The organism is Exiguobacterium sp. s59, assembly GCF_018617475.1.
Lineage (GTDB): Bacteria > Bacillota > Bacilli > Exiguobacteriales > Exiguobacteriaceae > Exiguobacterium > Exiguobacterium aestuarii.
Genome location: NZ_JACSKG010000006.1, coordinates 162,040 through 182,348, shown reverse-complemented (window position 1 = coordinate 182,348; position 20,309 = coordinate 162,040). Strand labels below are relative to the sequence as shown.

21 protein-coding genes and 1 riboswitch are annotated in these 20,309 nt (G+C 50.0%); of the genes, 16 read left to right on the top strand and 5 right to left on the bottom strand.

Going from position 1 to position 20,309, the window contains the following annotated elements; genetic code table 11:
• Nucleotides 1–14: 14 nt before the first annotated feature.
• The 3 genes from KNO91_RS13065 to hemG all read right to left on the bottom strand — a co-directional run bounded on the left by KNO91_RS13065 (nucleotide 15) and on the right by hemG (nucleotide 2,833).
• The gene (locus KNO91_RS13065) at nucleotides 15–317 is read right to left on the bottom strand and encodes a hypothetical protein (RefSeq protein WP_214796254.1); all 303 of its coding nucleotides are present in this window, start codon (nucleotides 315–317) and stop codon (nucleotides 15–17) included.
• Nucleotides 318–386: 69 nt separating this feature from the next.
• Nucleotides 387–1,472 carry a TIGR04053 family radical SAM/SPASM domain-containing protein gene (locus KNO91_RS13060; RefSeq protein ID WP_214818313.1) on the bottom strand — a complete coding sequence of 362 codons (1,086 nt, stop codon included), beginning with the start codon at nucleotides 1,470–1,472 and terminating at the stop codon, nucleotides 387–389.
• The gene (gene hemG, locus KNO91_RS13055) at nucleotides 1,469–2,833 is read right to left on the bottom strand and encodes a protoporphyrinogen oxidase (RefSeq protein WP_214796258.1); all 1,365 of its coding nucleotides are present in this window, start codon (nucleotides 2,831–2,833) and stop codon (nucleotides 1,469–1,471) included. Before hemG ends, KNO91_RS13060 begins: the two co-directional genes overlap by 4 nt.
• 115 nt (nucleotides 2,834–2,948) lie before the next feature.
• On the opposite strand from hemG, the gene KNO91_RS13050 reads away from it, so the two are divergent.
• Complete coding sequence (locus KNO91_RS13050) at nucleotides 2,949–3,113, top strand: hypothetical protein (RefSeq protein ID WP_214790769.1); 165 nt, start codon at nucleotides 2,949–2,951, stop codon at nucleotides 3,111–3,113.
• 48 nt (nucleotides 3,114–3,161) lie between these two features.
• Entirely contained in the window at nucleotides 3,162–4,103 is a 942-nt protein-coding gene (gene glsA / locus KNO91_RS13045) for a glutaminase A (RefSeq protein ID WP_214790767.1), read from the top strand.
• Here the strand turns inward: glsA and KNO91_RS13040 are convergent.
• Entirely contained in the window at nucleotides 4,100–4,873 is a 774-nt protein-coding gene (locus KNO91_RS13040) for a CHAD domain-containing protein (protein WP_214796260.1), read from the bottom strand. The two genes, glsA and KNO91_RS13040, sit on opposite strands and share 4 nt — an antisense overlap.
• A gap of 39 nt (nucleotides 4,874–4,912) precedes the next feature.
• Here KNO91_RS13040 and KNO91_RS13035 point away from each other — a divergent pair, with 39 nt between their 5' ends.
• The 4 genes from KNO91_RS13035 (at nucleotide 4,913) to KNO91_RS13020 (ending at nucleotide 9,552) form a co-directional block, all read left to right on the top strand.
• Nucleotides 4,913–6,271: an MATE family efflux transporter gene (locus KNO91_RS13035; protein ID WP_214796262.1), complete on the top strand. Its 1,359-nt coding sequence runs from the start codon at nucleotides 4,913–4,915 to the stop codon at nucleotides 6,269–6,271.
• 117 nt (nucleotides 6,272–6,388) lie between these two features.
• Nucleotides 6,389–7,537 carry an N-acetylglucosamine-6-phosphate deacetylase gene (nagA, locus tag KNO91_RS13030; protein WP_371816669.1) on the top strand — a complete coding sequence of 383 codons (1,149 nt, stop codon included), beginning with the start codon at nucleotides 6,389–6,391 and terminating at the stop codon, nucleotides 7,535–7,537.
• On the top strand, nucleotides 7,534–8,298 hold the full coding sequence (nagB, locus tag KNO91_RS13025) for a glucosamine-6-phosphate deaminase (protein ID WP_214796266.1): 765 nt from the start codon (nucleotides 7,534–7,536) through the stop codon (nucleotides 8,296–8,298). The genes nagA and nagB overlap by 4 nt, the downstream gene beginning before the upstream one ends.
• A 150-nt stretch (nucleotides 8,299–8,448) precedes the next feature.
• Entirely contained in the window at nucleotides 8,449–9,552 is a 1,104-nt protein-coding gene (locus KNO91_RS13020) for an LCP family protein (RefSeq protein WP_214796268.1), read from the top strand.
• A 32-nt stretch (nucleotides 9,553–9,584) separates the two neighbouring features.
• On the opposite strand, the gene KNO91_RS13015 is transcribed toward KNO91_RS13020, so the two are convergent.
• Complete coding sequence (locus tag KNO91_RS13015; RefSeq protein ID WP_074032977.1) at nucleotides 9,585–10,313, bottom strand: GntR family transcriptional regulator; 729 nt, start codon at nucleotides 10,311–10,313, stop codon at nucleotides 9,585–9,587.
• A gap of 96 nt (nucleotides 10,314–10,409) precedes the next feature.
• Between KNO91_RS13015 and KNO91_RS13010 the strand changes: the two genes are divergently transcribed.
• The 10 genes from KNO91_RS13010 to lysA all read left to right on the top strand — a co-directional run bounded on the left by KNO91_RS13010 (nucleotide 10,410) and on the right by lysA (nucleotide 20,237).
• Complete coding sequence (locus KNO91_RS13010; RefSeq protein ID WP_214818310.1) at nucleotides 10,410–11,570, top strand: alanyl-tRNA editing protein; 1,161 nt, start codon at nucleotides 10,410–10,412, stop codon at nucleotides 11,568–11,570.
• Nucleotides 11,564–11,992, top strand: a complete 429-nt coding sequence (locus KNO91_RS13005) for a GNAT family N-acetyltransferase (RefSeq protein WP_214796273.1) — start codon at nucleotides 11,564–11,566, stop codon at nucleotides 11,990–11,992. Before KNO91_RS13010 ends, KNO91_RS13005 begins: the two co-directional genes overlap by 7 nt.
• 77 nt (nucleotides 11,993–12,069) lie before the next feature.
• A riboswitch (Lysine riboswitch) is annotated at nucleotides 12,070–12,249 on the top strand.
• A gap of 114 nt (nucleotides 12,250–12,363) precedes the next feature.
• On the top strand, nucleotides 12,364–13,563 hold the full coding sequence (locus KNO91_RS13000; RefSeq protein WP_371743064.1) for an aspartate kinase: 1,200 nt from the start codon (nucleotides 12,364–12,366) through the stop codon (nucleotides 13,561–13,563).
• A gap of 12 nt (nucleotides 13,564–13,575) precedes the next feature.
• The gene (locus tag KNO91_RS12995) at nucleotides 13,576–14,571 is read left to right on the top strand and encodes an aspartate-semialdehyde dehydrogenase (RefSeq protein WP_214790745.1); all 996 of its coding nucleotides are present in this window, start codon (nucleotides 13,576–13,578) and stop codon (nucleotides 14,569–14,571) included.
• 12 nt (nucleotides 14,572–14,583) lie between these two features.
• Nucleotides 14,584–15,465, top strand: a complete 882-nt coding sequence (gene dapA / locus KNO91_RS12990; protein WP_214790738.1) for a 4-hydroxy-tetrahydrodipicolinate synthase — start codon at nucleotides 14,584–14,586, stop codon at nucleotides 15,463–15,465.
• Nucleotides 15,462–16,211: a 4-hydroxy-tetrahydrodipicolinate reductase gene (gene dapB / locus KNO91_RS12985; RefSeq protein ID WP_214818308.1), complete on the top strand. Its 750-nt coding sequence runs from the start codon at nucleotides 15,462–15,464 to the stop codon at nucleotides 16,209–16,211. The genes dapA and dapB overlap by 4 nt, the downstream gene beginning before the upstream one ends.
• Nucleotides 16,189–16,896, top strand: a complete 708-nt coding sequence (gene dapD / locus KNO91_RS12980) for a 2,3,4,5-tetrahydropyridine-2,6-dicarboxylate N-acetyltransferase (RefSeq protein WP_074032983.1) — start codon at nucleotides 16,189–16,191, stop codon at nucleotides 16,894–16,896. The genes dapB and dapD overlap by 23 nt, the downstream gene beginning before the upstream one ends.
• A gap of 49 nt (nucleotides 16,897–16,945) precedes the next feature.
• A complete protein-coding gene (locus KNO91_RS12975; protein ID WP_214818306.1) occupies nucleotides 16,946–17,872 on the top strand; it encodes a branched-chain amino acid transaminase in 927 nt (308 codons plus the stop codon).
• Between the two features lie 14 nt (nucleotides 17,873–17,886).
• Nucleotides 17,887–18,975, top strand: coding sequence for an alanine racemase (gene alr, locus KNO91_RS12970; RefSeq protein WP_214796277.1), 1,089 nt, complete (start codon nucleotides 17,887–17,889; stop codon nucleotides 18,973–18,975).
• A complete protein-coding gene (gene lysA, locus KNO91_RS12965; protein ID WP_214818305.1) occupies nucleotides 18,945–20,237 on the top strand; it encodes a diaminopimelate decarboxylase in 1,293 nt (430 codons plus the stop codon). The genes alr and lysA overlap by 31 nt, the downstream gene beginning before the upstream one ends.
• Nucleotides 20,238–20,309 lie beyond the last annotated feature (72 nt).

Sequence of the window (20,309 nt, the reverse complement as noted above, 5' to 3'; positions counted from 1 at the left end):
TCGGATTCCTCTTTTTATGTATGCCGAGGTTGTCGTTTCAAGAGTAGAAAACTGATGCCTACAAAGATGAGGTAAAGCACCGTTCCGAAAAATAAATTGAATAGCCACGGGATGGTCCCCATGAACAAGGCGCGTGTCGCTTCCTGGAACCAAAGCAGTAACCAAAAGAATAAACCAAGACTCGTTGCGAGTAGGGCATAAAACCCCGTCATGCCATGTTTCGTCAATCGTTTGATTCCGAACCCGAGTAAAGCCGTTACAAGAAAAATCGTACCTAGCCCAACATAGAACAATCCATCAATCGGCAAAGACTGCATCTACATGTCTCCTCTCACAGCATAAGAATCATATAGTTTCATCTTACACCTCGAGGAAATAAATGGGAATCAAAAAGGTGAAGCGTTTCGTCGCTCAGGTTGATAAATACAATATGGCTCTGATTCCTTATAGTCTCCCGTAACTGCGTATGCCCGCGCCCGTGAACCACCACAAAGATAGCGATATTCACAATAGCCACATTTCCCTTGGTGTGTATCGGGGTCACGTAGCGCCTTGAACGTCGGATGGTGACGATAAATATCAGCGAGGGGTGTCGTTCTTACATTTCCGCAATGGATCGGTAAAAACCCGGAAGGCTGTACGTCTCCTGTGTGCGAGATGAAGACAAACCCGTTCCCGTCATTCGTCCCACGTGGTGCCTTGGCTAAATCATCATGCGGATGTCCGATTGGGGGGAGCCCATCTGCTTTTCGCCGCTGATTTTCTTGTCGTGCCACCCGCCGATAGAACTGGGCTTCTGTTGTCGAGATGATGAACGGTGCCGTCTCCTGTAGTGAGAACGCCCACTTGAGCACTTCTTCATGTCGCTCGGGAGAAATGGGCTGTAACAGTGAACCGCGTCCGGTCGGGACGAGGAAAAAGAGCGTCCAGACGGATACACCGAGGGACTCTACGAGTTTCGCCATTTCGGGCAAGCGATCGACATTGTATTCGGTCACCGTCGTGTTGATTTGAAAAGACATCCCTTCTTCTCGGAAGTAGGAAATTCCTCGGATGGTACGCTCAAAACTGCCACGTGTCCCTCGAAAGTAATCGTGCGTCTGTGCGTCCGGACCGTCGATAGAAAACGCCCAGCGTGACAAAGCGGCAGCTTTTGCTCGTTTTACGGCGTCATGCGTGACACGCGGTGTGGCAGAAGGTGTCATCGAGACTCGCATCCCGAGAGAAGAAGCGTACGCGGTCAATGCAAACAAATCTTCACGCATGAGGGGGTCGCCACCTGTGAAGACGAGAATCGGATTATCCATCGCATGAATCTCTCGAATGAGCGCCTTTCCTTCTTCCGTGTCGAGTTCATTTTCGTATCGGTGAAACTGTGCCTCGGCCCGGCAATGGACACAGGAGAGCGCGCAGGCACGCGTTACTTCCCAAATGACGATAAACGGGTTCTCGTGATAGTCGATGTGCTTCATACCATCACCCCCTGCTTGAGGTTTAGGTTGTTAACCGCTTGTTTTGCAGAATCAACACAATCTGGTAAACCAACCCCATGGAGAATGGCGCCACACGCCTCGACTCCGTCCCACTTCGAGAGTGCTTGTTCAAAGGCGCGGACATCCTCTTTATGACCGACCTCGTATTGGGGCATCGTTTGAACGTGGCGTTCGACTTTCGTGAAGAGTGGTGTCCCGACTTGTTGAATACGACGGAGCTCGTGCAAAGCGAATGATGCAATCGTATCATCGTCCTCGTGCAATAAGGACGAAACATAATCAGAACCGATGTACATGCGAATCAACGCTTTCCCTTCAGGTGCCATATGCGGCCACTTCTTATGCATCCAACTGCAAGCGGTCAAGGCGTTGCCTTCCGATTTGGCGATGACGTAACCTGTTCCGTCTAGCGCCTCGACTTCTGATTCGTCGAATGCGGCAAGAACGGTCATCGAGGACGTTCGCTTACGAGTCGACAAACGCTCGGCTTCAGAAAATCCGAGTAGCGGCCCGAGCATGTTTGGGGAAGTCGCAAGGATGATGCCGTCAAACTGCTCGACCGTTCCATCCGCCAATGTGATTTCATGCGGTCTTACGGACTTGACGATTGTATTCAGCACGAGGCGGTCGATGGAAGGACGGAGCGCCTCAACGAGCGCACCGAGCCCTTGGTCGATGGATAAAAACTTTCCGGTCTCGGACGGCTTCACCCCAGCCTGAACAGGTGGTGTGAGTGCTTTCATTCCGAGAATCAGACTGCGAGTTTTTTGTTCAATCGTGATAAACTGAGGGAAAGTAGACTCGATGCTCATATCATCAAGCGTTCCGTTGTAAATCCCGGACAGAAGGGGTTCGATCATCGTGTCGACGACTTCTGAACCGAGTCTCGTCCGAAAGAAGCGATCGAGCGAGATGTCCTCCCCTTCATACACACGCGGAATCACGAGGTCGAGTCCGGCACGAAATTTTCCTCTCCACGTAAAGAGATCCGTTTTAACCATCGGCCAAAACTTAGTCGGAATCCCCATGACCGATCCTTCTGGCATCTGTCTCAGTTGTTGACGGACATAAATGTAAGAGGTCCCGGTTTTAGAACGAACGAGTTGGTCCTCAAGGCCAAGGTCGGTAATGAGAGTCGTCAAAGTTGGCTTTCGTGCCATATAGCCATCCGGTCCGGTCTCTAATGTGAATCCGTCTCGATAGATGGTTTTGATTTTTCCGCCGAGACGGTCCTGTGCCTCGAACAGTGTGACGTGTGCGCCGGCGACCTTGGCATAATGTGCCGCGGCCAGCCCGGCGATGCCACCTCCGATAATTGCAATCTGATTCAATCGATTCACCCATTTCTTTAAAATTCTTTTCTTACTAACGGTACCGAGAATGTAGACGCAGACATAGGATAAGTGTCACGGAGTTCTAGACAAATTTGTCACGAATTCGAAAGGGGACGATGAGATGATCGCCTTCATCATTGTCGCGACTGTCATTGTGTCAGGTGTGATTGGATTTATTGTGACGATGAATCGACATGGGGAAAAATTGGTCGGGGACGAGGAAAGTCCATCGATGATTTGGGCGGATGAGGACTGGTATAAAGAAGATGGACCGCCAGACGGATAATATGATAAGATGACCCGGTTGAAATTTGATGGAACATGAGGTGATCGAATGAATGTACTCGAACAACAGTTGAACCACTTGATTGATGAGTGTCGTCCGTACACAGCTCAAGGGAAAGTAGCGGACTATATCCCGGAACTGGCGCATGTGAAAAATGATTTACTCGGGGTGGCGATTTGTTTGCCAGACGGTACGTATATTCACGCTGGGGACGTTCATCATAAGTTCACGATTCAAAGTGTATCGAAGGCGCTGACGCTTTGCTATGTGCTGATGGAGTTTGGGGAAGACTATGTGTTTTCAAAAGTAGGGATGGAACCGACGGGCGATGCGTTCAACTCGATTGCGAAACTCGAGGAGACGGTCCCGTCAAAACCGCTGAATCCGATGATCAATGCGGGGGCGTTAGCAGTGACGAGTATGATTTTAGGGGAGACGGCTGAGTTAAAGATTTATCAGTTCCGTCAATTTTTAGCGACGTTGTTAAATCGACCGGTGGAGGAAATTACGTACGATGAAAAAGTCGCCCGCTCTGAATACGAGACGACCGACTTGAATCGCGCACTCCTCTATTTTATGCGTCATCATGGGATTGTAGAGGGAGACGTCGATGAAATTATTGATGTGTATACGAAACAGTGTGCCATTGAAATCGACTGCTTTGACTTGGCACGAATCGGACGTGTCTTCGCTGGGAACGGGGAGGACCCGGATACAGGGGAAGAATTGATTCCGCGTCGTGTTGTTCGGATCGTCAAAGCCATCATGACGACATGTGGCATGTACGATGCTTCGGGGGAGTTTGCCGTCCGTGTCGGTCTTCCAGGTAAGAGTGGAGTGTCCGGCGCCATTTTAGCGGTTGGGAACCACGAACTAGATTTGAGTAACGTCGGGTTTGGCATCTTCGGTCCAGCGCTCGATTCAAAAGGGAACTCGATTGCGGGGATGAAGTTGCTCGAACTGTTGATTGAACGGTATACATCGCGCTAAATGGTTAGATGTTCAACGGATGTATCCAGTTCGTGCTGCAACGTTTTGATTTTTGTATCATACGCAGACTGTAGGTCGACAGGCGGTGTGAACGAACGCCAACGCTTCAACAGTTGGTCATGGTCGTTCATCTCACCGAGTTCGGTTTGCATCTTTTTTAACGTACGGACGGTGTCCATGGACGCGTCCGACTCGTAGTTTAACAAGTATTCATGTAAGTATCGCTCACGTTTCACGGCCAAGCGGACTTTATGGAGCGCTTCGATTTGATCTTTCCCATTGGTTTGTTCATGATAGATGCGAATACGCTGTTTGCGCTCGCTTTTCGCCTTTTCTAACATCGGAGAGGCGTTCGTTTTTTTAAACGCACGAAATAAAGGTCCTCCGATGAAACGGCGGATTTGTTGATCGAGCGAAGGGGTCATCTTTTCACTGACTCGAGTTGAGAGAATCGTTCGTTCGATGGCACGTTGCTTTTCCATCGCTTGAAGAAACGCTTCATCGAGATTCGTTTCGGCATCAAACTGTTCGACGAGTACGTCGAGGTCACGCACATGACCGAGTGCTTCCATCAATTGTTTGAGTTGCCGGAACGTCGCAGGCTTCGTCTCAAAGATTTGCATGAACGTGATCAGCTTTCGTAAATGAACGCGGGCGCGGTGAATATCCTCGGAATTGTTGAACGTGAGAGCTTCGGTCACGTAGTGATTGAACGTGTTCCACGTTTCTAACAGCTCAAATTTAAGTTTTTCTGCATGCCGTTGATTCATGATATTGTTTCCTTTCTGAAAAAGAGATGAGGGTTGTCCATGTACCAAACACATTCATTAAACGAAAAAATAAAACTATTCTTTACGATTTTCTTCCCAATCCTAGTCACGCAAGTGTCTTTTTATTTGATTAGCTTTTTCGATACCGTCATGTCCGGACGCGCGGGTGCGGTCGATCTGGCAGGCGTCGGTGTCGGATCAAGCTTATGGATGCCGGTGTATACCGGACTTAGCGGAATCTTGCTGGCGGTGGCTCCGATTGTATCGCAAGCGCTTGGCGCACGGGATCGTCAACAGATTCAACGCACGCTATTTCAAGGTATCTACTTAGCCGTCATACTGAGTATTGTTACGCTGACATTAGGGTCTTTCCTCGTGCCGATTGCAATCGAGGGAATGGGACTCAGTACGGAAGGGAAGCGAATCGCGACCCAATACTTACTTGCACTTGGTTTCGGCGTCTTACCGATGTTTTTGTTCAACGTGCTTCGCACACTCATGGATGCGCTCGGCAAGACGAGGGTCTCGATGATCCTCATACTATTAGGGTTACCCATTAATGTCGGATTAAATTACATCTTCATCTTTGGAAAACTCGGTGTTCCAGCGTATGGCGGCGTCGGGGCAGGAATTGCCTCGAGCATCACCTATTGGTTGCTCTTTTTCATGGCTTTCTTTTTCGTCAGAAACGGAAAACCATTCCGTGAATATAAGTTTTTACGGACGACTGAGCGCATCATCTGGCTCAGACAAAAAGAGTTGTTGCAACTCGGGACGCCAATTGGGCTTGCCATTTTTGCGGAGGTTAGTATCTTTGCGGCGGTCACGCTACTGCTTAGCTCATACGGGGACCAAATCGTCGCGGCACACCAAGCAGCCATTAATTTCGCCTCGTTCGTATATATGCTCCCGCTTTCGGCATCGAGCGCACTAACGATTGTCGTTGGATACGAACTCGGCGCGAGACGGCTGCAAGATGCCGTTCGATATGCGAAGATTGGGATCTCGCTTTGTCTCGCTGTCTCCATCTTTTCTGGTGCATTGTTGTTTTGGCAAAATGAGCGGGTCGCTGCCATTTATACGAATGATCCGACGGTCGTGGACCTCGCAGCTCACTTTATGATTTTCGCCGTGTTCTTCCAGTTATCAGATGCTGTCGCCGCACCGATTCAAGGGATTTTACGAGGGTTCAAAGACGTCAACATAACGTTGGTCCTTTCTCTTGTCGCCTATTGGGTCATCGGTTTACCTCTCGGTTATGTATTGGCGGAACACGCTGGATTCGGACCAGACGGTTATTGGATTGGATTGATTGCCGGGCTGGCCGCCGGAGCGGTCTTATTATTCCTCCGACTCGTATGGATTGTCCGGCGCTACGGGACGCTCCAATCGACATAAGGACGTAAAGGTTGTTCGCAATTGTGAACAATCTTTTATTTATTATAAATTGGTCTATACAACTATACTTTTATCCAGTATGATAACATGGAGGAAAACAAAAAGGAGTGTGAACCGGTGGGGACATTGATCAATGCTCATATCGTGTCAGCAGAACAAACATGGGAGCGAGGGTATATCAGGTGGAGTGGCCAATCGATTGACGAAATCGGATCGATGGAACAGTTTGTGCAACGAGATGAGAACGTGATTGATGTCTCGGGTGCGCTCGTCACACCTGGTCTCATCGATATCCATATTCACGGGGGATATGAAGTCGATACGATGGACGCGGACGAGTCACGGCTTCGTCAATTGAGTGAAGACATGCTACAAGAAGGCGTCACGTCATTCTTTGCGACAACAATCACTCAATCGAAAGAGGCGATTGAACAAGCGTTGATAGCCGTTCGAAACGTCATGGTAACAGAAGATACGACCATCGCCGGAATTCATTTGGAAGGGCCATTCGTTAACGTAGAGATGGCGGGGGCGCAACCGGTGGAATATATCATCGACCCAGATGCGGAACAGTTTCGAAAATGGCAACAGCTTGCTGGAGGCCATATTCGACTCGTCACGTACGCACCGGAACGACCAGGAGCCCGTGAATTTGAAGAAGCGCTTCGCGAATCAGGCGCAATCGGTTCTGCGGGACATACGAGTGCGACGTTCGAAGAGAATAAACAGGCGGGCGTTAAACATGGAACACACTTATATAACCAAATGCGAGGCTTGCATCATCGGGAACCGGGAACGGTCGGATATTGTCTGTTAGAGAAAGGTGTCATGGCCGAAATCATTCCAGACGGGATTCATAGCCGCCCGGAAATGGTTGATTTTGCTTACCGTCTAAAAGGAGCAGATGAACTCGTCGTCATCACGGATGCGATGCGAGCGAAAGGTTTGCCTGACGGACAGTATGAATTGGGAGGACAACCGGTCATCGTAGAAGGCGGCGCTGCCCGCCTTGAAGCCGGCAATCTCGCAGGGAGTGTGTTGACGATGGATGCAGCATTCCGAAACATTCAAGCGTATACCGGATGTACGGTGGAAGAGGCGGTCAAGATGACTGCGACGAATGCGGCAAAAGAATTCGGGTTAACGACAAAAGGAGACATCAAATCGGGGTTTGATGCGGACCTTGTCGTCTGGGATGACACAGCACATGTTCAGATGACAATCGTCAAAGGAAACATCGCATATGAACGGGAGGATCAAAGATGAACGTATTAGTCGCCAAATCAGCGAACGACGCGGAACGAATCGCATATTTGCTCATCAAAGAACGGATTTCAGGGAAGCATGACTTCGTACTCGGTCTCGCCACAGGTAGCACGCCAGTCGGAATGTATCAAATGTTTAAACAAGACGCGCTCGATTGTAGCCATGTGACGAGCGTCAATCTGGATGAGTATATCGGACTGTCACCCGAGCATCCCCAAAGCTACAACCGCTTTATGAAAGACCGACTGTTTGACGAAGTACCATTCAAGCAAAGCCATCTTCCTCAAGGCGATGCGCCAGATCCCGAAGCGGAAGCGAAACGGTATGAAGCACTCGTCCGAACACTTGGTGTCGACTTGCAACTCCTTGGAATCGGGGAAAATGGACACATCGCATTTAATGAACCGGGTACAGCGCTTGACGCGAAGACGCATGTGACTGAACTCACCGAATCAACACGGGAGGCAAACCGTCGCTTTTTTGATCGGCTTGAAGATGTACCGACCCACGCCATCACGATGGGACTCGATACAATCATGAATGCGCGGGAGATTGTTCTCGTAGCGACAGGCGAGCGGAAGGCGGAAGCTGTACAACATATGATTGAAAGCGTACCGACGGTCGACTGGCCGGCGACGATTCTGCAAGCACATCCTGGTGTAACGGTCGTACTCGATGAAGCGGCGGCATCGCGCTGTGCAGAGGCCCTTCAAGCTCGAGGGCAAGAAGCGGCAACACGATTCTTCACGATTCGGGCTTAACTAACCTGCGGAGACATCTCCGCAGGTTTTTCTGTTTTCAACTGTGGGAAAATGTAAAGAAATGAATTTGTCATCAAAACGTTTTCGACAAATTTCACACTTTCCTCTATAATGAGTGAAGCTTATTACTTTGACTCGAAGGAGACCATTATGAATTCTAGAACACATACTCGTAGACAGCGCAAAGGTCCGTCTGCGTTTTATAAGGTATTTAGTGCCCTCGTGCTGATTGCGATTATTGCTGGGTCTAGCATTTACGGTACCGCATTTTATAAAGCCCACAACATGTTGTCCGGTACCCAGGTCACATTAGAGGACGACCCAACAGTCGAACCGACTCGTTTTGATAAAGAAGACACAGAGTCGTTTTTGATTTTAGGGACTGACCTTTCTCCACAAAAGAAAGCGCGTGGAGAGTATGGACGCTCGGATGTCATGATTGTCGTCATTTTGAACAAGAAAGAAAAACAGACGACGATGCTCAGTATCCCACGTGATTCGTACGTGAATATCGATTACACGGGATACAACATCCCTTATGGAAAGACGGGTCTTGATCAAGATAAGATTACGCACGCCTATTACTTTGGTTCGATGGATGAATCGAATCCGAACAACGGGATGCGCATGGCAACGAACACAATCGAAGACTTGGTCGGCGTTGAAATCGACCATGTCGTCTCGCTCAACTTCCAAGGGTTTGTTGATTTCATCGATGCGGTAGGTGGTGTTGAGATTGACGTACCGTTCTCATCACAACAAAACAGTTATGACGCCTCGCGTGAGACCGTTCAAATCGAAGAGGGACTTCAGCAACTTTCTGGTGAAGAGGCACTCGCCTACGTCCGAAACCGATATGACGACCCACGTGGTGACATCGGCCGTGGACAACGCCAAATGGAAGTCATCAACGCCGTACTCGAACAATCACTTGGCACGTCACTGATCAATAACTACGATAAAGTCTTGAAAGCCGTCGGTGACAACATGCAGACGACGCTCGGACCGAATGATTATATGCGCTTGATTGAAGATGTCGGTGCGTTGCACAATACGGTGCAATATCAATTGACAGGTGAAGGTGCCCGCGCAGATGACGGCCACTTCTACTATTTCTTGAATGAACCGCTTCTTGAAGAAGTACGCTATCGTGTACAACAAGCGGACGCAGGCAATCCTGTGGAGCCGATGACGGACACGGAGTTGGAGTCTTACACGTTAGACCCGAACGGAATAACGTACGAAGCACAATAAAAAAAGTTTGCCTCTCTCGGGGCAAACTTTTTTTATATGCGATCCATCGCGACGGTCAAGGAGTAGGAGTCTCCGCGGAAGAGTGAACGACTATACTCGAACATGTCACCGTTCTCGAGATAGGTACGTTGATCGATCAGCAATACCGGTGCGTTTGGAGAAATGGTTAGCAGTTTTGCTTCCTCGGGACCGGCGCTACGGGCTTCAAGTGTCTGTGTTGCATTTTTCAAACGTAAACCGTGCTGTTCGGCGTACGCATAAATGGAACCGGTTGCGTCTTCTTTCGTCAGGTCAGGCAATAAACGGACAGGAATGTAGGCGGTCTCGAGCGCGAGAGGATGATCATCTGCAAGTCGGAGTCGCTTCATTTCGTATACCGGCGTTTGATTCGGGATACTCAGTTGCTGGGCGATTCGATCCGTTGCCGGGATGACCTCGTAGGACAAAAGACGACTGAGCGGTCGCATACCTCGATGTTTGATTTCTTCAGAGAAACTCGTCAATCCGGACAATGTCATCGCAATCTTTTGACTCGCAACGAATGTGCCCCGGCCTTTTTGCCGACTCAAATAACCAGCGTTGACGAGGTTCATGATGGCTTGACGAATCGTCATACGACTCACATGAAATTGTTCGGAAAATTCTCGCTCTGAGGGTAAGGTGTCTCCTGGTTTTAACAATCCGTCATCAATTTGTTGCTTTAAGTACGCTTCAATTTGATAATAAATAGGTAACGGAGATTGTTTATCGATTTCTAACATATCATTTCGCTCCTGACTGAGAAGATGTATGTTTCATTATAGACGAAATAAGACTAGTTGTCTGAACAGATTTATAGAGAGAAGGTGGAGGACAAGATGGATCAACATACAGTAAATACAATCGTGACCTCAGTAAAACAGGACAATAAAGGGCATTGGCATACGCTCGAGAATAGTCCTTTTTATGCGGAAGGCGGCGGTCAACCGGCTGACCGTGGATCAATCGGTTCGCATAATGTATTGGATGTGCAAATTAAAGATGGTGAAGTGTGGCACCTCTTGTCAGAAGGATTATCTACGGGTACACCTGTAGCGGTTCGAATCGATGAGGACGTGAGAAGAGACCATTCCATCCAGCATACTGCCCAACACTTGTTAACAGCGATATTAGAAGACCGACATGGGATTCGTACGCTCAGCTTTGGAATCGGGGAAGAGGATTCATCTATTGAGATTGAGACGGCAGCGATGGACTGGACGCAAATTGAAGTACTCGAGCAAGAGATCCAGCAACTCATCTTTGACAATCATCCGGTTCATGTCTATGAAATCCCGGACGAAAAAGTCGATCGGACACGCTTGCGGAAAGCGACCGATCGAACAGGAATGATTCGAATCGTCGAAATCGAAGGGATTGATTACAATGCGTGTGGCGGCACACACGTTGAAATGACAGGACAACTTGGCATGATTCAAGTCACCTCGCTCAAAAAAGTGAGAGGCAACATCCGCTTGACGTATGTTGCCGGAAATCGTGCGTTAAAGGCGACGCAACGAGCACGTGAAGCGCTCCGGACGATTCACCACACATTCTCGACTACGAATGAAACGGTGGCGGCACGTGTGATTGAAGAGCATACGATTCGACTAGAACGTGAAAAAGAAATCAAAACACTCGAGGAACGGATTGCGAAAGCGAAAGTAAAGGCAGTCTTACAAGAAGATAATTATGTAGCGTTACATGTGGGACGGACCGAGGCCGAAACATTGACGACCGCAATTATTGAACGGATTGCCGCGACAGGACGCATTGCGGTCGGGGCCAACTACAGTGCGCAAAAATTATTTGTCATGCATGATGGGACTCACGATATCGCGGTAGGGACGTTCCTCCGAGCGGCACTTCAAGAGATGCAGATCGGTCGCGGTGGTGGAAACCATAAACAAGCACAAGCTCGATTCACTTCCGTATCGGAACTAGAACGGGGGATGGAAGAAATAGTGAGACGATTGCAAGAGGGGGTTTTACCATGTTGACCATTCAATCGGGAAAAGAAGCACAGTTGATTGACCAGGCCAGATACGTGCGAGAAGTCGTATTCATTCAGGAACAAGGAATCGATGCTAGTCTCGAATACGATGACTTAGACGATGTCTGTACGCATGTTGTTGGTCTCATTGACGCTCAACCGGTGACGACAGCACGCCTTCGCCCCGTGGATGCGACGGTCGGGAAAGTGGAGCGAGTGGCGACGATTCAGGCGGCTCGAGGTCATGGATATGGAAAAGAAATTATGAATGAAGTCGAACGTGTCGCAAAACATCAAGGATTAGGTGAGTTGCGCTTAGGCGCACAACTAACGGCGCTCCCATTTTACGAAAAACTCGGGTACGAGGCGTTCGGAGATGAGTTTTTAGATGCGAATATCCCACACCGAATGATGCGGAAAACGTGGTAATCCTTTTTTGAAATATCCCATTTTTCTAAAAAAAGGTTGGCAAGAAGATTTCGATTTGTTATAACTAATACTAACAACTGACAGATAGAGGTTGCGAATGACATGAGTAAGCTTGATTGAAACGGACGCACTCCGGATCGAGCCGAAAGGGGAAATTCGCCGAAGTCAACGTTCACGTGCGTGTGAACGGAGGCTGGGGTAGTCGTGAATAACGCCTACACTGCCATGGTCAACTACCATGGAGCGCTATCTACGGAACGATTTTTTAATCGTTTTTCAACTGCGCGTACAAGCGGCAGACCGTAGGGAGAGTGCTTCCTACCGGTCTGCCGCTTTTTCTGTTGGTGGACATCTTGAAAGTGGGGAACTTGATGACAACCGTACTGAAATTTGGAGGCAGCTCTGTTGCCACAATCGAACAAATACAAGCCATTTCGGACTATTTACAAACACGTGTGGCGACCGGTGAAAAATTGGTCGTCGTCGTTTCGGCGATGGGCAAGACGACGGACTCGCTCCTGTCGCTTGCTAAACAAATCACGGAGCGCCCGATGATTCGTGAACTCGATCGGCTACTCGCCGTCGGGGAAGAACAGACGATCAGTTTACTCAGTATCGCCTTGAACTCGCGAGGCGTACCGGCCATTTCACTCACCGGGCAACAAGCTGGGATTGATACGATGGGCATCCATACGAAAAGCAAAATTAAAGCGATTCGTAAAGAAGTGTTGCACGAGAAGTTACGTCAGTACGATGTCTTAATCGTCGCTGGTTTCCAAGGTGTGAATGAAGCGGGAGACGTCACGACACTCGGGCGTGGCGGTTCGGATACGACAGCAGTCGCACTAGCAGCCGTCCTCAGTCAACGTTGTGAAATTTATACAGATGTGGCTGGGGTGTATACGACAGACCCGCGAATTCATCCGACGGCGAAGCGTCTAGACACGGTGTCTTACGACGAAATGATGGAGATGAGTGCACTCGGCTCCAAAGTCATGGAGATGCGAAGCGTCGAGCTCGCCAAGAAGTATGACGTGAATATTTTTGTTGGAAAGACGCTCTCGAGCGAAGGAGGAACATGGATCATGGATACGACACAAGCAATGGAACAGAAAGCAGTCACGAGTGTGAGTGTTGTCAAAAACGTACTCAGTGTCTCAATCAAACATATCCCGCACACGGCAGCCGGAGTCGCGGACATCTTTGAAAGATTATCAGAACGCCACGTCAACATTGATATGATTTCGCAGACGGCGTTCGATGGAGAAGTGTTCCTTTCGTTCACATGTCCACTCGATGAAGAAGCATTTTTGGAAGAGGCGCTCGCAGAATTGACAGCGACCTTACCACAAATCAAAATCGATCGTCACACAGAACATGCAAAAATTTCTGTCGTCGGAATCGGCATGCGAGACGCAACAGGCGTCGCATCAGAACTGTTCGCGACATTCCGCGAGATGGGCATCCCGTTCTATCAAGTCACGACTTCTGAAATCAGCATTTCCTATACGATTCAAGAACAAGACGTGGAAGCGGCCGTCGCAGCCATTGCGGCTCGCTTCAACTTATAAGGGGGAAGCACGATGTATAACGTAGCTGTCGTCGGCGCAACTGGCGCCGTCGGACAAAAAATGATTGATGTATTAACAGAGTACGAATTTCCAATCAGTGAACTGAGACTATATGCTTCAGCCCGTTCAGCAGGAAAGACGGTTGAGGTGAACGGACAACCGGTCGTGATTCGCGAGCTGAACGATTCGATTTATGCGGACCCAATCGATATCGCCTTGTTCTCTGCCGGTGGGAGCATCAGTGAACAGTATGCGCCACGCTTGAGTGAACAAGGGGTCATCGTCATCGACAATTCAAGCGCATTCCGAATGCAAGAAGGAATTCCGCTCATCGTGCCGGAAGTGAATCGGGTCGAGCTCAGCCCAGAGAAGACGCTCATTGCGAATCCGAACTGCTCGACGATTCAATCGGTCGTCGCGCTCGCACCGCTTTCGGAAGTGTATGGACTGACACGTGTCGCCTATACGTCTTATCAAGCTGTATCGGGTTCCGGGCAAAAAGGGATTGATGACCTTGAGCGCGGGGCGCGTGGCGAGGAACCGACGAATTATCCGTATCCGATCTATGATAACGTGTTGCCGCAAATCGATGTATTTTTAGAGAATGGCTATACGAAAGAGGAACAAAAAATGATTGAGGAGACGCGTAAGATTTTGAATGCGCCGAACCTCGGTGTGACGGCTACGTGCGTCCGCGTACCGGTGCGAAACAGTCATGCGGTATCCATCACGGTGACGCTCGAACGGGATGCGACGGTCGCAGAAGTCAAAGCCGTACTCGCAGATGCGCCTGGTGTCGTGGTTATGGACAGTCCGGCCGACCTATCATATCCGACACCGCTTGATGCGAACGGGACCGATGAGGTGTATGTCGGTCGAATTCGCCGAGATGATTCTCAGCCGAATACGTTCCACCTATGGTGCGTCGCGGACAACGTTCGAAAAGGGGCAGCGGCGAACGCGGTACAAATCGCACAATGCATGATCAGTCAAACAGCGACAAAATAAGGAGGGGATGACATGTTCACAGGAGTTGCGACAGCACTAGCGACCCCATTCCAAGAAGATGGGCAGTTAAACTTAGAGGCATGGACGGCATTGATTGAAGACCAAATCCAAGAGGGAGTGAGTGGACTCGTCATCGGTGGAACGACCGGCGAAGGCATGACACTGACGAATGAGGAATTCGAGACATTGCTCGTTCGAGCAGTGGAGGTCGCGAACGGACGAGCGGTGATCATCGCGGGAACCGGATCGAATAACACGGCTCTCAGTATCGAGAAAACGAAACGGGCCGCAGAACTTGGGGCAGAGATGGCGATGGTCGTCACCCCGTACTATAACAAGTCAACACAAGCCGGGCTTCTCGCTCACTTTACAGCGATTGCGGATGCATCACCGATTCCGCTCATGCTATATAACGTCCCGTCACGGACAGGTGTCGCGTTAGCACCTGAAACGGTTGGGGAGTTAGCGGAACATCCGCGCATCACGGCCTTGAAAGAGGCGAGTGGGGACATCTCGGTCATGGCACAGATGATGGCTCATCTTCCGGAAGGATTCACCGTTTACTGCGGGAATGACGATCAAATCTTGCCATATATGGCATGGGGCGCTCAAGGTGTCGTTTCGGTCTTGTCAAACGTCTACCCAGGGGCGACCGTCGCCTTGGCAGAAGCACTTCTAGCAGGTGATCTCCAGACGGCGCGTACATGGCAGCTACGCCTGCTCCCGGTCATCGACGAACTCTTCGCAGAAGTGAATCCGATTCCGGTGAAGGCGGCACTTCAAGCGAAAGGCTTTGCCTTCGGCGCGCCACGTCTGCCGCTCGTCCCGATGAGCGCGACGGCCGAAGCAAAATTACTATCGGCGATGGAGCAGTTTAACGAGGTGAGACAATGAATGTATTGATTCACGGATTTGGTGCGATGGGACGAATCGTCGAAGAAGTCGCCAACATGCAAGACGTGAACGTCTCGGCAATCGTGTCACCGGGAAGTGATGAGCATCTGGCCTCATTAGATAAGGTAGATGCACCAGTCGACGTTGTCATCGATTTTTCAAATCCGGCATTACTTCCTGACTTGCTCGCATTCGGGCGGTCACGCAACATTCCGCTCGTCATCGCAACGACAGGGTTCACACCTGAGGAGCTTACAAAGATTGAAGAAGCATCAACAGACATTCCGATTTTTCAGTCTTATAACACATCGTACGGGATCGCGTTGCTGAAGCAGTTGCTCGATCAGCTCGTCCCGCTCACACTCGGTTATGACATCGAGGTGATTGAGGCGCACCATCGGAAGAAAGTAGACGCGCCAAGCGGAACGGCGGAGCTATTAGCCCGTGCCATCGAAGCGAAACGAGAGGTGACACCGATTTACGAACGAACGTCACGCCGAGAAGCGCGTGGTGCCGAAGAGTTGGGGATGCACTCGATTCGTGGTGGTACGATCTTCGGGGAGCATACCGTGCTCTTCGCCGGAGATGATGAAATGATTGAATTGAAACATACCGCGTTATCGAAACGCGTCTTTGCAAACGGGGCACTTGCCGCGGCAGCGACGATCATCGACCGCCCGGCAGGACTTTATAATCTATCGAACTTATACGAGGAGGCTACTCATGTTACTCACAAACGCTTATGAAATCGCACAATATATTAAAGATGCAAAAAAGGAAACACCGGTAAAACTTTACGTCAACGGCCAATTGGCAGGTCTTGAAATCGAGGAAGCGAAAGCGTTCGGAACGGATGAGTCGAAGCTGTTCTTGACGACTGCGGAGCGCGCAGCCGCTTTCTTAGAAGCGAACGCGTCGGTCATCACCGATTCACACCTTGAGTATGATCGTCGTAACAGTGCCGTTCCAATGCTCGACACGACACAACTCAATGCACGAATCGAGCCAGGTTCATTCATTCGTGACCATGTACAAATCGGGAACAACGCCGTCGTCATGATGGGTGCTGTCGTCAATATCGGTGCAGTCATCGGAGACGGTTCGATGGTCGACATGAATGCCGTCATCGGCGCGCGAGGAACGCTTGGGAAGAACGTCCACCTCGGAGCGGGTGCCGTGGTCGCAGGTGTCCTCGAGCCACCTTCAAAAGATCCGGTCATCATCGAAGATGGCGTCATGATTGGAGCGAACGCTGTCATCTTGGAAGGGGTTCGCGTCGGGGAAAATGCGGTAGTCGCAGCTGGGAGTGTCGTCACGCAAGATGTTCCTCCAGGTGTTGTCGTCGCGGGTACGCCGGCACGCGTCATCAAACAGAAAGATGAAAAAACTTCTGAAAAAACGCAACTTGTTGATGACTTACGCTCTCTCTAACGTATAATAGACAGAAAATATAAACAATGAGGAATGGGAGAGTTGCATTATGGAACAGTATGGACAATGGATGTGGAAAGACGGGGCTTGGATTGAGCCGACTGACGCAAACACGAGTATCATGACACACGCGATTCATTACGGAAGTGGGTTCTTTGAAGGGATTCGCGCGTATCACACGGAGGAAGGCCCAGCCATCTTCCGCTTACGTGAACACTTGGAGCGACTCGTTCGCTCGTGTGCATACTACCACGTCACACTACCTTATACGGTAGATGAACTCGAACAAGCTACGATGGAATTGATTGAGCGAAACGGATTTGAAGCATGTTATATCCGCCCGTTCGTCTTCCTCGGAACACCTTGGCAGGCGCTTATGCCGACAGCAGAAACGAAGGTACACGTTGCCATCTCGTGCTGGCCACTCGGTGAATATTTCAGTAAAACAGTTGGGATTCGGGCAAAAGTAGCTTCGTATCGCCGCGTGTCTTCGACAATGATGCCGATGCAAGCGAAAGCAGCATCGAACTATATGAACTCACAGTTACTAAAAGGAGAGGCGCTTCGTGACGGATTTGATGAAGCGATTGCCCTCGATATGAACGGAAACGTCAGCGAGGCGAGTGTTGCAAACATCTTCCTCGTCAAAGGGAAGACGATTACGACACCGTCGCTCGATTGTTCCGTACTCGATGGCATCACGCGTCAGACGGTCATGCAACTTGCGCGTGATGGAGGTTATGAAGTCATAGAACGTCACATCGGGCGCGATGAGTTATATGTAGCCGATGAGATTTTCTTGACGGGAACGGCAGCCGAAGTGACGAGCGTCATCGAGGTCGACCACATCTCGATTGGTGGAGGCGTCCAGAAGGTTGCGACAGAAATGTTGACACGTTATCGCGAGGCCGTGACAGGACAACTTCCGGAACACCGCGATTGGGTCACGTTCGTGAAATCAGCAGTTAAAGAGTAAAGGAGTTTTGAACGATGGGAGTCACAATTGACTTGAATGCGATTCGCGAGAACAAACGTCGGATTGAAGCGCTCGGGCGCCCCGTGTTTGCAGTCGTGAAAAACAACGCCTATAACCTAGGGATGGAGCCAGTTGTGACGACTTTGTATGATGAAGGGGTCCGTCACTTCATGGTGACAACAATCGAAGAAGCGATCGAGGTTCGGACGTATGCGCAATCGGCTCGTGTCCTCGTCATGAACCCGGTCTATACGTGGCAACACGTGCATGCCCACGATTTTGACGTCGCCATCGGGTCATATGAGTGGCTCGTCTCACAGCGAGAGCATCTCGATGGCGTTCGTCTGCATCTAAAACTAGATGTCGGGATGAACCGATTCGGTGCTAAAACGTTTGAAGAAGCACTACAAATCGTCGCTTTCTGTCAAAATGAAGGACTGAACCTCGTCGGATTATGTACGCACTTCCCGCTCGCGGACGCAGACAATGCGGAAGTCGAGCACAGCGTTCAAGTCGAACGGTTTGCTGATTGGTCGACACGATTGATGGAACGTCATACGTTTGAATTGATCCATGCAGCGAACAGTGCGGCCACGCTTCAAGACGATTCGCGTCTGCATCATTGCACACATGTACGTGTCGGGATCTTCTTATATGGCTATTCATCGGTCGAACCGGTTGAATGGTTAGTTCCTGCTTTCTATTGGGAGACGGAAGTGGTCGCGGTCCATGACATTGAAGCGGGGGCTCATGTCGGATATGGGACGGGATACACAGCCGAAACGAAGGAACGCATCGCCGTACTTCCGGTCGGATACGGAGATGGATTGATGCGGGCGAGACGTCACTTGCCTGTTCATATTGACGGGAAAGCCTATCCGTTCGTCAGCAACATCTTTATGAGCCATAGCTTCATCAAAGTCGACGAGAATGTGCAGATCGGCGACCGTGTGACGTTGTATGGCATAGAAACGAAAATCGATGACGTGACACGCGTTGGCTATGCCAACAACTCAGAACAGCTCTGTGCCCGTTCGTGGCGTGTCCCACATCGCTTTGAAGGAGGAATTGTATGTACACCACCAATCAATCAGAATGTTTGATCGAAGGCGTGTCCGTCCGTGAACTTCAAGCGACGTACGGGACACCTTTATATATGATGAGTGAGCCAGAACTAGAGCGTCGCCTTGGGATCGTTCAAGACGCGTTTCTAGACAAGTATCCGAACACATATGCGTTGTACGCGTCAAAAGCATTATCGATTGCGGCTGTGTATGAAAAAGTGATGGCGGCAGGATTAAGTGTCGACGTCGTCTCACGGGGTGAAATGTACGTGGCACTGCATGCCGGTGTACCGGCGGAGCGCATTCACGTCCACGGGTCGAACAAGACGATCCTTGACATCACGTTCGCGCTCGAACAGGGGATTACACACTTTACCATCGACAACATGCGTGAAATCAGCCTCTTGTCAGGACTTGCGGCTGAATACAATCGTGAAGTCGATGTCCTTCTCCGCATCGTGCCTCAAGTTGTTGGAGGTGCTCATGCGGCGATTCAAACGGGTGGGGTTGATACAAAATTCGGTTTCCCGACGCATGACGATACGTATTTAGATGCGGTTCGTGCGACGTTAGAAGCGGAACATTTACAGTTGAAGGGGATTCACTGTCATGTCGGCTCTCAAATTCAAGATCCGACCCTCTTCATCAATACGGTGAAGACGATGGTACGGTTCATGGATACGATTCGTCAGGAGACGGGCTATACGACGGATGTGCTGAACATCGGTGGTGGCTTCGGTGTCGCTTACTTAGACGAAGACGAGCGTCTCGACTTCGCACAGACGATGGAGCGGGTGATGGAAACGTTAATCGACGAGGTAGAGGCTCGTGAGTTGCCACTCCCAAAAATCGGGATTGAGCCAGGCCGTTGGCTCGTTGCCAATGCCGGTGCCACACTGTATGAAGTAGGAACCGTCAAAGAAGTGAATGGCGTACGCACGTTTGTGTCCGTCGATGGGGGGATGACGGATAACATTCGCCCGGCGCTATATGACGCGGAATACGAAGTCGTGGCAGCGACTCGGATGAATGAAGAGAAGACGCTCGAGGCGAAAATTGTCGGAGCGTGCTGTGAGTCGGGGGATATTATCTCGAACCGCTCCTTGATTCCTTCGGTCACGCCGGGTGATTTGTTACTCGTCAAAGCAACGGGAGCGTACAATTTCTCGATGGCGAGCAACTATAACCAGATGCTTCGTCCAGCAGTTGTCTTCGTGAAGGACGGGGCACATCGCCTTGTCGTTCGTCGCCAAACGTTTGAAGATTTGGTGGCATGTGAGGTTATTGGACAATCGATTTAAGGCTACAGAGTCATCTGTAGTCTTTTTTTGATTTTGAAATGAGAACGTTTTTCAATTATGATAGAGGAGAGA